The organism is Xanthomonas sacchari, from assembly GCF_040529065.1.
GTDB classification, from domain to species: domain Bacteria; phylum Pseudomonadota; class Gammaproteobacteria; order Xanthomonadales; family Xanthomonadaceae; genus Xanthomonas_A; species Xanthomonas_A sacchari.
This window is the reverse complement of the sequence record NZ_CP132343.1, coordinates 1,242,623-1,255,641: the sequence shown is the minus strand read 5'-3', so window position 1 is coordinate 1,255,641 and position 13,019 is coordinate 1,242,623. Positions and strand designations below refer to the sequence as shown.

The following is a 13,019-nucleotide window of genomic DNA, read 5'->3' as shown; positions in this document are numbered from 1 at the left end:
CAGCGCGCACCACGCGGCACAGCCCCGCACGCGCCGCGCCGGACAATCGCCCGGCATGCTGACCGCCAGTGGCAGCGGCAGGCCCCGACTGCCGCACATTCAAGACCGACACCACATTGGCCGATAACACGGCGTGATCGCCTCCCTCTCCAACCTGCTGGGTCGCCTGCCGCTGGCCGCGTCCTGCCTCACCCTGTGCCTGGCGCTCGCGCCTGCTGCCTCCGCGGCCGTCGCGGCCGACGACGACGCCCTGCCCAGCAGCCTGGAGCACTTCGGCCTGGACGAGGGTCTGTCGCAACTGTCGATCAACGCCTTGCAGAGCGACGACCAGGGCTTCCTGTGGGTCGGCACGCAGGAAGGCCTGAACCGCTTCGACGGGCATCTGTTCCGCGCCTACCGGCGCGAACTGGGCAGCGACAGCCGGCAGAGCCTGCTCAGCAGCAGCATCGACAGCATCGGCTTCGAGCCGCGCGGCACCCGCCTGTGGCTGGGCACCAACGACGCCGGCCTGGAAGTGATCGAACTGGCGACCTGGCAGCACCACCGCCTCGACACGAAGCAGGGCCTGTCGCACAACCGCATCACCCAGATCCTCATCGATCCGCAGGGCGGCGCGTGGCTGGGCACCGAACGCGGCCTGAACCGGGTCGAGGCCGACCTGCAGCGGGCACGGCCGCTGGGCGGCGATGCGCCGGTGGTGGGACTGGCCTGGATGCCGGACGGCACGCAGCCGGTGGCGCTGGACCGGCAATGCCGGCTGTGGCGGCTGAGCCGCGACGCACGCGAGGAGCTGCCGGCGCCGCGCGGGATCGACGAATGCGTGGGACTGCAGTCCGGGCCGGAAGGCCTGTGGCTGGCCTCGGCGCGCGGCGGGCTGTTCCAACTCGATCCGCGCGGTGCGGTGCTGGCGCACTGGACGCCGGCGCAGTTGTTCACCCACGGCAGCGACCTCAGCGCGCTGATCCGGCTGCACGACGGCCGCGTGCTGGTCGGCACCACCAACGCCACGGTGACGCAACTGGACAGCGTGCGCCATGTGCCGCAGCGGCTCAGCTTCGACCTGCCGCCGAACAGCGCCATCATCCGCTTCTACCAGGCGCCCGACGGCACCTGGTGGATCGGCACCTACACCGCCGGGCTGTACCGGGTACGGCCGTTGTCGGCGGTGATTCGCAACGACGAGGAGCGCGTCAGCGACACCCACGACTGGCCCAGCAGCAGCGTGCGCAGTATCTGGCGCGACGGCGAGCGCATGCTGATCGGCACCGACCAGGGCCTGCTGACCCGCGACAACAGCCGCGCCGCCTGGCATGTGGTGCCGGGGCTGGCCAGCCAGGCGATCCGCAGCATCGCCGCCGACCGCGACGGCTGGTGGCTGGGCACCCGCCAGGGCCTGTGGCGCCTGGACCGCAGCGGCGCGCTGCGACGCCTGGGCGGCCTGGCCGACGAGCACATCAACGATCTGCTGCTGGAAGGCGACACGCTGTGGGTGGCCACCCGCCGCGGCCTGAGCCGCGTGGTCGGCGGCCAGGTGCGCAACGATCCGCGCTGGGCGCCGCTGAACGGACACACCCTGACCCGGATCTACCGCGACAGCGAGGACACGCTGTGGATCGGCTGCAACGACTGCGGCGTGTGGCGCATGCGCAGCGGCCGTCCCGCCGAGCCCTACCGCCCGCGCGGCAGCACCCTGTACCCCTCGGTGTGGTCGCTGTACGAACACGACGGCGTGCTGTGGGTGGGCACCTTCTCCGGCGGGCTGTACCGCATCGACCTCAAGCGCGACGTGGCGCTGCGCTACAGCGACCGCGAGGGGCTCAGCAGCAACGTCATCTACACCATCCTGCCGGATCCGCAGGGGCGGCTGTGGCTGAGCACCAACAACGGCCTGAGCGTGCTCGACCCGCGCACCCGCATCGTGCAGAGCCTGGGCCGCCGCGACGGCCTGCAGAACCAGGAGTACAACAGCGGCCGCGGCTACCGCGACGCGCACGGGCTGCTGTACTTCGGCGGCACCCAGGGCGTGGACGTGGTCGATCCCACACGCCTGCCGCTGCGCAGCCCGCAGGCGCGCGCGGTGCTCACCGACCTGCGCATCCTCAATGCCGGCGAGGACCGCGAGGGCGGCGAGAACCAGACCGAGAGCGACGTGGTCTACGCGCAGCGCATCGCCCTGGACCACCGCGACAACGTGTTCACCATCGGCATGACCGCGATCGACTTCGCCGCGCCCGGCACCGCGCGCCTGCGCTACCGCGTCGACGGACTGCAGAAGGGCTGGGTGTACCCGCAGACCGCGCACAGCGACTTCTCGGTCAGCCACCTGCCGCCGGACCGCTATACGCTGGTGGTGGAAGCGGCCGGGCGCGACGGCCAGTTCGGCGCCGCGCGGCGACTGCAGATCGAGGTACTGCCGCCGCCGTGGCGGCATCCACTGGCCTACGCCGGCTACGTGCTGCTGGGGCTGGCGCTGCTCGGGCTGGTCTTGCATCGCGTGCGACGCACGGTCAACCGCGAGCGCGACATGGTGGAACTGTTGAACCTCACCGTGGCCGAGCGCACCCGCCAGCTCGAACGCGCCAACCAGCAACTGCTGCAGAGCAACGCGCGCCTGCAGGCGGCCACGCGCCTGGATCCGCTGACCCAGGTCGCCAACCGCCGCGAGCTGCAGGATTGGCTGGCGCGCGAATGCCCGGTCCTGCTGGCGGCGCTGGACGACGGCAGCAGCGCCGATGCGCTGTACTTCTTCATGATCGACGTGGACAACTTCAAGCGCATCAACGACGACTACGGCCACCAGGCCGGCGACGCGGCGCTGGTGCACTGCGCCGACCGCCTGCGCGGGCTGTGCGGCGAGCGCGACCTGCTGGTGCGCTGGGGCGGCGAGGAATTCCTGCTGGTCACGCGCCTGCCGCGCGAGGACGCTGCCAGCGCCCTGGCCGAACGCCTGCGCGCGGCGGTGGCGACGCAGGGCTTCGCCCTGGCCGAGCGCGAACTGACCCTGACCTGTTCGATCGGTTTCGCACCGTGGCCGTTCGTCGCCGCGTGGCCGGCGCTGGGCGACTGGGAACAGAGCGTGGGCCTGGCCGACCGCTGCCTCTACGCCGCCAAAGGCGCCGGCAAGGACGCCTGGGTGGGGCTGGCGCCGGGCGCGGCCCCGGACCGGCCGCGCCTGCACGCACTGCTGGCCGGCGGCGCGCCGGAAGAGCTGGGCGACAGCGTGCGCGTGCTGTGCTCGCCCGGGCGCCAGCCGCGCTTCGCGCGCTGAGCACCGGCGCCGCGGCTCAGCGCGGCGGCGCCTGCTGCATGCTGCTGCGCCAGGCGTCCAGGAACTGCCGCCGCTTCAGCGCATCCAGGTACACCAGCAGGCCCGGGCCCAGCGCGATCGGACGGAACGCCGCGGCGGCCGCCGGCCCACCCTGCGCGGCCGTGCCCGGCTGCGGCAGGATCGGCTGCAGCCGCGCCTCGCGCGACAGCACCTGCTGTCCGCGCGGCGACAGCAGGTAATCGAGGAAACGCCGCGCTTCGGCCGCATGCGGACTGTCGCGCGGGATCACCGCGGTGCGCAGCGCGACCAGGGTGTAGTCCTCCGGCTGCACGATCGCCAGCGGCGCGCCGGCGTCGATGCGCGCCTGCGCGTACGAACCCAGCACGTTGTAGGCCAGCAGCAGTTCGCCGCGCGCGACCTTGTCCAGCAGCACGCCGGTGCGCTCTTCCAGCACCACGTGGTTGTCGCCCATCGCCGCCAGCAGCGCCCCGGCCATGCTGCCGAGCTGGCTGTCCTGGGTCGCGAACAGATAGCCCACGCCGCTGCGTTCGACGTCGTAGGTGCCGATGCGCCCGCGCAGCGGCGATGCGGGCGCGCGCAGCAGTTCCAGCAGCCGGCGGCGGGTCCGCGGCACCTGCGCGGCCGGCAGCCGCGCGGTGTTGTAGACGATCGCCACCGGCTCGTAGCTGATGCCGAACACTTCGTGCCGCCATTGCGCCCAGGCCGGCAGCGCCTCGGTCTGCGGCGAGCGGTGCGCCAGCGCGTGGCCGTCGTTCACCAGCTTGGTCTGCAGGTCCATGCTGGCGCTGATCAGCAGATCGGCGCAGCGCGGACCCGGGCCCGGATGCAGGTAGCGCCTGTAGATATCGCCGGCGATCACGTCCTGGTACACCACCTCGGTGTGCGGATGCAGGCGTTGGTAGTCGCCGATCAATGCGGCGAACACCTCGATGTCGGTCGAGCCCTGAATGCACAGGTGCGCGGTGGCCGCGCCCTGCGCCGGGAAGCGGCGCACCTCGCCGGGCGCGGCCAGCGCGGTATTGGCGAGCAGCATGGTCAGCAGCAGCGGCAGACGGCGCAGCAGCACGGACAGGCTCATGGATGCAACCTCGGCAGATGCAGGCTGGCGATCAGGCCGCCGCCCACGCGGTTGGACAGGTCGATGCGCCCGCCATGCGCTTCGACCACGCGCTTGACGATCGCCAGGCCGAGCCCTGCACCGCCGGCGGCCGCGCCCTCGCCGCGCACGAAGCGCTCGAACACGCGCTCGGCCTCGGCCGCGGCGATGCCCGGGCCGTGGTCGGCCACGGTCACTACGCAGTCGCGCGCGCTGCAGGTCAGCGCCACCTGCAGCGCGCCGTCGCCGCCGTACTTGCAGGCGTTATCGATCAGGTTCTTGATCGCCTCGCGCAACAGCAGCGCATCGCCGCGCACCAATGCCGGCTCGCTGGCGACGGCCAGTTGCACGCGCGGCCGCGGCGCGGCCTGCGGCACGGCCTCGTGCAGCGCCTGGTGCAGCACCTCGGCCAGGTCGACGCTGGCGTAGCGCTGCAGGTTGGAGCGGTGGATCACGCTGGCGTCGCTGAGCAACTGGTTGAGCAGGCGGCTCATGTGGGTGGCGTTGCGCTCGATCGCCTCCAGGCTGCGGCGCATCTCGCGCGGGTCGTCCTCGTCCAGCGCCAGTTGCGCCTGCGCGCGCAGCGCCGCCAGCGGCGTGCGCATCTGGTGCGCGGCCTCGGCCATGAAGGCGCGCAAGGTTTCGTTGCTGCCGGCCAGGCGCGCCATGAAGCGGTTCAGCGCCGCCACCATCTGCTGCATCTCCTGCGGCGCGGTCGCGGCCACCGGCTTGAGCTCGGACGGCTCGCGCCGCGACAGCTCGCGCTCCAGCGTGCGCAGCGGCCGCAGCGCGCGCGACACACCCAGCCAGACCAGCGCCAACGCCAGCAGCGACAGCAATGCGATCGCCACCAGCGCGTGCAGCACCACGTCCTGCGCCAGCGCCTCGCGGGCGCGCCGGGTCTGCCCCACCTGTACCCACACCTGGTCCTGCGCCGCCGCCGAGGACACCCGCCGCGACACCACCGCAAAGCGCACCGGCTCGCCGCTGTAGACCGCATCGAACAAGCGCGGCGGCGCACTGGCGCGCGGCAGCGACGGCGCCGCCGGCAGGTCGTCGTAGCCGGTGATGGTGCGCCCGCGCGCATCGAACACGCGGTAGAACACCCGGTCCTCCGGCGCCATCGCCAGCAGGTCCAGCGCCGCGTACGGCAGGTCCACCTGCCACTGGCCGCCGGCCAGCGCCACCGAATCGACGATGGACAGCGCCGAGGACACCAGCAGGTGGTCGTAGGAGCGGTTGGCGGCGCGCTGGCCGTAATCGCGCGCCACGAAGAACAGCGCTACCGCGCCGAGCAGCGACAGCGCGCCCAGGTAGCGCAGCAGCGTGCGCCGAATCGACGGCGCCGGCAACGCGGCCTCAGCCATCGGCGTCCGCTGCCGCCGGATCCGGCGTCGCCGCCGCCTCCAGCTTGTAGCCGACGCCGCGCACGGTGACGATGCGCAACGGCGCGGCGGCCAGCTTCTTGCGCAGGCGCCCGACGTACAACTCGATCGCGTTCGGCCCGGCCTCGTCGTCGAAGCCGAACAGGCCGTTGCCGATCTCGTCCTTGCCCACGACCTGGCCGAGCCGGCCGATCAGGATCTCCAGCAGGCGGTACTCGCGGTTGGGCAGCTCGATCGGCGTGCCGTCCAGGCTGACGCTGTGCGCGGCGTTGTCGAAGGCGAAACCGCCGAGTTGCACCACCTCGCTGGCCTGGCCGCGGTTGCGCCGCAGCAGCACCCGGCAGCGCGCCTCGAACTCGCGGAAATCGAACGGCTTGCCCAGGTAATCATCTGCACCCACGTCCAGCGCCTGCACCCGGTCCTCGATGCCGTCGCGCGCGGTCAGCATCAGCACCGGCGTGGTATCGCCGCGCTCGCGCAGCCCGGCCAGCACGCGCAGCCCGTCCAGCCCCGGCAGGCCGATATCCAGCACCACCAGATCGAAGCGCTGGTAGCGCAGCACCCCGGCCGCACTCAAGCCATCGCGCTGCCAATCCACCGCATGCCCACTGCGGCGCATGCGCCGCACGATCGCATCGGCGAGATCGGCGTTGTCTTCTACCAGGAGCAGGCGCATTGGAGGCCGGGAATAGTGAATCGGGAATGGGGAATGGAAACAGCAACGGCAGAAGCCTAGCGCATCCGGGAACGCGCTTTTTCGATTCCCCATTCTCGATTCCCGATTCCCCACTGCCGACAGGTCGTTGACAGCTACGCCCGACTAGGCTGCGTCCATGCCGGTCCGCGGCCGTTGCTGGAGGGCCGATCCAATCGCTGCGACACGCACCTGGGAGGGGACGTGGAACTGAAGACTCTGACATTGGGCAGCGCCTGCGCGTTGCTGTGCCTGGCCGGATCGGCGCGCGCCGCCAGCGACGACGACGGCCCGGTGACCGCCGAGCTCGGTGGCCGCCTGCATTGGGATTTCGCCCACTTCGACAACGACAATCGCGGCACGCCCAATCCCGACGACACCGAGATCCGCCGGCTGTGGCTGGACGTGTCCGGCAAGTTCTTCGGCTTCGGCTACAAGGTCGAAGGCGATTTCGCCGGGCTGCAGGACGACTTCAACGGCAAGGGCATCGAGGCCAAGGACGTCTACATCACCCGTAAATTCGATGCCGGCACCCTCACCGTGGGCCAGTTCAAGCAGTACTTCACCCTCGACGACCGCACCGGCTCCAACTTCGGCCAGTTCCTGGAGCGCAGCGGCGCGGCCAGTACGCTGGCGCCGCTGTACCGCAAGGCGGTGTCATGGCAGGCCGCGGGCACCGACTACACCTGGGCCGCCAGCGTCTACAGCCTGCAGAGCATCGACGTCTCCAACGTCCGCGGCCACGCGTTCGGCGGCCGCGGCACGTGGGCGCCAGGCGCGCGCGACGGCGACGTGCTGCACCTGGGCCTGTCGCTGGCGCACGAGCACTACGACCATCCCGGCGCCGGCGGTGCGCCGGCGCTGAGTATCCGCCCGCGCCCGGCCGGACATCTGTCCGACGACAGCCGCATCACCCTCGCGCGCTTCGCCGACGGTCGCGATACCGACGTGGACAAGTGGTCGCTGGAATACGCGCAGGTGCGCGGGCCGTTGTCGTGGCAGGGCGAGTTCAGCGGCGGACTGTTCGACGACGGCGCGCAGCGTGCCGACGTGATGGCGGCCTACGGCTTCGTCAGCTGGTTCGCCACCGGCGAATCGCGCCGCTACGACAGCAAGACCGGGCGTTTCACCCGCATCAAGCAGGTCAACCACAAGTACGGCGCCTTCGAACTGGCGCTGCGCTACGACCGCATGTGGGGCGAGCAGCACCGTGACGGCCAGCCGGATCTGCTCGACGCCTCCACCGCGTCGTGGACGCTGGCCGGCAACTGGTACATCAAGCCGAACCTGCGGCTGATGCTCAACCTGATCGACAGCCGCAACCGCGATCACCTGGCCGGGACCACGCTCGACCATACCCGCGCGATTACCGGTCGTTTCCAGTACGACTTCTGAGTGCCGGGATTGGGGAATGGGGATTCGGGATTCGCAACGGCGGGATCGTGCGACGTGACGTCTGGTCGGCCTCTTCTCGGATCCCCGATGCGGGTTCCATCTTCTTTCATGCACTGCCCTGAGGAACTTCCATGCTGACCGCGCTCGGTTTCGGAATGGTCATTACCTTCATGTACCTGATCATGAGCAAGCGGCTGTCGCCGCTGGTCGCGCTGATCATCGTCCCGATCGTGTTCGCGCTGGCCGGCGGCTTCGGCACCGGCATCAACGAGATGATGCTGGAGGGGATCAAGAAGATCGCGCCCACCGGCGTCATGCTGATGTTCGCGATCCTGTACTTCGGGGTGATGATCGACGCCGGCCTGTTCGATCCGCTGGTCCGGCGCATCCTGCGCCTGGTCAAGGGCGACCCGATGAAGATCGTGGTCGGCACCGCGGTGCTGGCGCTGCTGATCTCGCTCGACGGCGACGGCTCCACCACCTACATGATCACCATTTCGGCGATGCTGCCGCTGTACCGGCGGCTGGGCATGAACGCGCTGAACATGACCTGCGTGACCATTCTCGCCGGCGGCGTGATGAACCTGACGCCGTGGGGCGGCCCCACCGCGCGCGCCGCCACCGCCCTGCACGTGGATCCGGCCGACGTGTTCGTGCCGCTGGTGCCGGCGATGGCGCTGGCGATCGCCGGCATCCTGGTGCTGGCCTGGTACCTGGGCATGAAGGAACGCCGCCGCCTCGGCGTGGTGACGCTGCCGGGCGATGCCTGGATGGACAGCAGCGTGGCCGATGACGGCGAGGCCCTGCCCACCGTGGAGGATGCCGAGGACATCAAGCGGCCGCGGCTGCTGTGGGTGAACCTGGCACTGACCCTGGCGCTGATGGCGGCGCTGGTGATCGGTGTGCTGCCGATGCCGGTGCTGTTCATGATCGGCTTCGCGCTGGCGCTGCTGATCAACTACCCGAACCTGGCCGAGCAGCGCCGCCGCCTGGTCAACCATGCCGGCAACGTGCTGTCGGTGGTGTCGCTGATCTTCGCCGCCGGCGTGTTCACCGGCATCCTCTCCAACACCGGCATGGTCGAGGCGATGTCGCGCAGCTTCCTGGCGGTGATCCCCGACGCCTGGGGCCCGTACCTGGCGGTGATCACCGCACTGGCGAGCATGCCCTTCACCTTCTTCATGTCCAACGACGCCTTCTACTTCGGCGTGCTGCCGATCCTGTCCGACGCCGCCAGCCACTACGGCATCACCCCGGTGGAAATGGCCCGCGCCTCGCTGGCCGGACAACCAGTGCACCTGCTCAGCCCACTGGTGCCGTCCACCTACCTGCTGGTCGGCCTGGCCAAGGTCGACTTCGCTGACCACCAACGCTTCACCCTGAAATGGGCGGTGCTGGTGTCGTTGGTGTTGATGGGCGGCGGGCTGTTGTTCGGTCTGTTTCCGCTGGCCAAGTGAGCGCCGCCCGGGATTGGGGATTGGGCATTGGGGATTCGTAGAAGCCACCGCCCGCGCGCCCGTCCAATCCCGATTCCCCATTCTCGATTCCCAACTCCGAAGGAGTTCAACGTGACCCTCAGAATCGCCTACGTCACCAGCGGCATGGGCAGCATCGGTACCGCGATCTGCCAGAAGCTGGCGCGCAACGGCCATACCGTGGTTGCCGGCTGCGGGCCGGACTCGCCGCGCAAGTCGGCGTGGCTGCGCGAGCAGCGCGAGCTCGGCTTCGACTTCATCGCCTCCGAGGGCAACGCCACCGACTGGGATTCGACGGTGGCCGCGTTCGCCAAGGTCAAGGCCGAGGTCGGCGAGATCGACGTGCTGGTCAACAACGCCGGCGGCAGCCGCGACATGCTGTTCCGGCAGATGGGCCGCGAGGACTGGCAGGCGGTGATCGCCAGCAATCTGCATGCGCTGTTCAACATCACCAAGCAGGTGGTGGACGGCATGACCGCGCGTGGCTGGGGCCGCATCGTCAACATCGGTGCGGTCAGCGCGCAGAAGGGTCAGATCGGGCAGATCAACTACGCCACCGCCAAGGCGGCGATGCAGGGCTTCAGCCGCGCGCTGGCGCAGGAAGTGGCCTCGCGCGGGGTCACCGTCAATACCGTCTCGCCCGGCTACATCGCCAGCGCGGCGATCAGCGGCTTCCCGCCGGACGTGCTCGACCGCCTGGCCAGCTCGGTGCCGCTGCGCCGGCTCGGCAAACCCGAGGAAGTGGCCGCGCTGTGCGCCTGGCTGGCCTCGGACGAGGCCGCCTACGTCACCGGCGCCGACTACGCGGTCAACGGCGGCCTGCACATGGCCTAGCCATGCGCAGCGCAGCGCCGCGACGCGCGCCTGGCATACACTGCCGGTTCCGCTTCGTCCGTCGCGCCCGCTCCGCATGTCCGACAAACCCGAATCCGGCGCGCCCGCCGCGCGCCTGCAGATGGCCGACATCGCGCGCATGGCCGGCGTCTCCGAATCCACGGTGTCGCGCGCGCTGGCCGACAATCCCGTGGTCGCCGAACGCACCCGCGCCTACATCAAGCAGCTCGCCCGCGACGCCGGCTACCGGGTCGATCCGGTGGCGCGCAGCCTGCGCTCGCGCCGCTCCAACATCGTCTGCGTGGCGGTGCCGCTGATGCACGCGCACGAGCAGCCGCTGTCGGACCCGTTCATGATGACCATGCTGGCGCTGCTGGCCGACGCGCTGACCGCGCGCGGCTACAGCATGCTGCTGTCCAAGCTGGACCAGCACCAGGACCACTGGGTCGAGGACCTGGCGCGCAACAGCCGCGCCGACGGCGTCATCATGCTCGGCCAGAGCCACGAGCACGCCTCGCTCGACGCCGCCGCGCGCGGCGGCCTGCCGATGCTGGTGTGGGGCAGCCGCATCGACGGCCAGGCCTATGCCAGCGTGGGCAGCGACAACCTGCGCGGCGGCGAACTGGCCACCGCGCACCTGATCGAGCATGGCCGCCGGCGCATCGCCTTCCTCGGCGACGAGCAGTTGCCCGAAGTGGCGCCGCGCTTCGCCGGCTACCGGCGCATGCTCGACGCGCATGGCCTGGCGTTCGACCCGCGGCTGCACGCGCGCAGCCACTTCCTCAGCGAGGACGCCTACCGCCTGACCCGCGCGATGCTGAAGAAGACCGACCCGCCGGATGCGGTGTTCGCCGCCTCCGACGTGATCGCCCTGGGCGCGATCCGCGCCCTGATCGAGGCCGGCCACCGCGTGCCGCAGGACATCGCCCTGGTCGGCTTCGACGACATCCCCCTGGCCGCCTACAGCCAGCCGCCGCTGACCACCGTGCGCCAGGACCTGGCCCAGGCCGCCACCCTGCTGGTGGACGGCGTACTGAACCTGATCGCCGGCACGCCGGTGGATTCGGTGGAGATGCCGGTGAGTCTGGTGGTGCGGGAGTCGGCTTGAAGGCTGGGAATGGGGAGTCGGGAATGGGGAATCGGAAAAGCGTTGGTCGCGCGCTGACGCTGCATCAGCTGGCCTAGGGTTCTACATTCGAATTAGGGAGTTGGGGAGATCGGTCAGCACGCAGAGTTTCAGCGCACGATGCCGCGCTTTTCCGATTCCCCATTCCCGGTTCCCCATTCCCGACGCTTCACCAACAACATCGCCACCGCCGCCGCCAGCATCAACACGCCGGCCAGGCGAATGACGTTGCGCGGATCGCCCTGCAGCAGGCTGTCGTAGTACAGCGGCAGGGTCACGATCTGGATCAGCATCGGCAGCACGATGAACAGGTTGAACAGGCCCATGTACACGCCGGTGCGTTCGGGCGGGATGCTGTTGGCCAGCATCAGGTAGGGATTGCCCATCATGCTGGCCCAGGCCAGGCCGATGCCGATCATCGGCAGCAGCAACAGCCAGCGGTCGTGGATCGACGGCAGCACGCACATGCCGACGCCGGCGGCGACCAGGCAGGCGGCGTGGGTGGCCTTGGGGCCGACGCGGCGCGCCACCGGCACCATCGCGAACGCGGCCAGGAACGCCACGAAGTTGTAGAAGCCGCCGATCTGCCCGTTGACCAGGCCGGCCTCGCGGAAGCCATGCGAGTCCGCCGCGGTGGTGCCGAACAGCGTGGTCGACAGCGACAGCACGATGTACTGCCAGTAGCAGAACATCGCATACCACTGGAACAGCATCACCGGGGCCATCTGCCGCATCGTCGGCGGCATCTGCCGCACCGCGTCGACGATCTCGCGCAACGTCGCCAGCGGCCCGACCGCGGCGCTGCGCAGGCGCTGCAATTCCGCCGCCGGCAGCACCGGCTCGCGCACGCTGCGCGCGGTGAGCAGGATCGAGGCGGCGGAGAATCCCGCACCGATCGCGAACGCGGCGATGGTGACGTAGGGAATGTGGTGGGCGTTGGCCGCGTCCTGGTTCATGCCCAGCCACACCAGCAACGGCGGGGTGACATAGGCCAGGGTCTGGCCGAGGCCGGTGAACGCGCTCTGGGTCAGGTAGCCCAGCGGCCGCTGCGGCGGCGCCAGCACGTCGCTGACCAGCGCGCGGTACGGCTCCATCGCCACGTTGTTGGCCGCATCCAGCATCCACAGCAGCGCCACCGCCATCCACAGCGCCACGCTGAAGGGCATGGTCAGCAGGCACAGGCTGCACACCAGCGCGCCCACCACCATGTACGGCATGCGCCGGCCCCAGCGGGTGACGGTGCGGTCGCTGAGTACGCCGACCACCGGTTGCAGCACCAGCCCGGTGATCGGGCCGGCCAGCCACAGGTAGGGAAGGTTGGCGTGGTCGGCGCCCAGGTAGTTGTAGATCGGGCTCATGTTGCTCTGCTGCAGCCCGAAGCTGTACTGCACGCCGAAGAAACCGGCGTTGAGCGCCAGCACGCGCGAGAGCGGAAGCAGGGGACGATCGGAACGCATGAGCATCGGCATCGGCCTGGGCGGGTCGGGCACGCGGGAGGCGGGCCGCAGCGGCGGAGCGGAGTGTCGCCGCGCTTGCAATCGTTTGTAACGCTGCGCTGCACCATGCAGAATGCTTTGATCTCCCAACGCTAAGGTTGGCGTAAGCGCCACTGGTGGATTTGCTGCACTGCAAATTGCAATCGATTGCGGACAGCCGTATCTGTACGCCGCCGCACCCACCGACCGCGCCGCGCCCTGCCCGTTCCGGCAGCGGCGCGCCGCCACC

9 protein-coding genes are annotated in these 13,019 nt (G+C 70.2%); 5 read left to right on the top strand and 4 right to left on the bottom strand.

The window, feature by feature from the left end; all coding sequences use genetic code 11:
• Positions 1-133: 133 nt before the first annotated feature.
• The gene (locus RAB71_RS05385; protein WP_010344519.1) at positions 134-3,268 is read left to right on the top strand and encodes a ligand-binding sensor domain-containing diguanylate cyclase; all 3,135 of its coding nucleotides are present in this window, start codon (positions 134-136) and stop codon (positions 3,266-3,268) included.
• 16 nt (positions 3,269-3,284) lie between these two features.
• Here the strand turns inward: RAB71_RS05385 and RAB71_RS05380 are convergent, their stop codons facing one another.
• From RAB71_RS05380 to RAB71_RS05370, 3 genes are read right to left on the bottom strand one after another with little or no spacing between them, the layout of a single operon-like run.
• Positions 3,285-4,367, bottom strand: a complete 1,083-nt coding sequence (locus RAB71_RS05380) for an ABC transporter substrate-binding protein (protein ID WP_041499985.1) — start codon at positions 4,365-4,367, stop codon at positions 3,285-3,287.
• Positions 4,364-5,752, bottom strand: coding sequence for a sensor histidine kinase (locus RAB71_RS05375; protein WP_010344521.1), 1,389 nt, complete (start codon positions 5,750-5,752; stop codon positions 4,364-4,366). The genes RAB71_RS05380 and RAB71_RS05375 overlap by 4 nt, the downstream gene beginning before the upstream one ends.
• A complete protein-coding gene (locus tag RAB71_RS05370; RefSeq protein WP_010344522.1) occupies positions 5,745-6,446 on the bottom strand; it encodes a response regulator transcription factor in 702 nt (233 codons plus the stop codon). The genes RAB71_RS05375 and RAB71_RS05370 overlap by 8 nt, the downstream gene beginning before the upstream one ends.
• A gap of 222 nt (positions 6,447-6,668) precedes the next feature.
• Between RAB71_RS05370 and RAB71_RS05365 the strand changes: the two genes are divergently transcribed.
• The 4 genes from RAB71_RS05365 to RAB71_RS05350 all read left to right on the top strand — a co-directional run bounded on the left by RAB71_RS05365 (position 6,669) and on the right by RAB71_RS05350 (position 11,276).
• Positions 6,669-7,859 (top strand): OprO/OprP family phosphate-selective porin, encoded by a 1,191-nt coding sequence (locus tag RAB71_RS05365; RefSeq protein WP_040902404.1) that lies wholly within the window; start codon positions 6,669-6,671, stop codon positions 7,857-7,859.
• 131 nt (positions 7,860-7,990) lie between these two features.
• Positions 7,991-9,316 carry a CitMHS family transporter gene (locus tag RAB71_RS05360; RefSeq protein ID WP_010344525.1) on the top strand — a complete coding sequence of 442 codons (1,326 nt, stop codon included), beginning with the start codon at positions 7,991-7,993 and terminating at the stop codon, positions 9,314-9,316.
• 111 nt (positions 9,317-9,427) lie between these two features.
• On the top strand, positions 9,428-10,168 hold the full coding sequence (gene phbB, locus RAB71_RS05355) for an acetoacetyl-CoA reductase (protein WP_010344527.1): 741 nt from the start codon (positions 9,428-9,430) through the stop codon (positions 10,166-10,168).
• A 76-nt stretch (positions 10,169-10,244) separates the two neighbouring features.
• Entirely contained in the window at positions 10,245-11,276 is a 1,032-nt protein-coding gene (locus RAB71_RS05350) for a LacI family DNA-binding transcriptional regulator (protein ID WP_010344528.1), read from the top strand.
• A gap of 128 nt (positions 11,277-11,404) precedes the next feature.
• Here the strand turns inward: RAB71_RS05350 and RAB71_RS05345 are convergent, their stop codons facing one another.
• Positions 11,405-12,751: an MFS transporter gene (locus RAB71_RS05345; RefSeq protein ID WP_029562333.1), complete on the bottom strand. Its 1,347-nt coding sequence runs from the start codon at positions 12,749-12,751 to the stop codon at positions 11,405-11,407.
• Positions 12,752-13,019 lie beyond the last annotated feature (268 nt).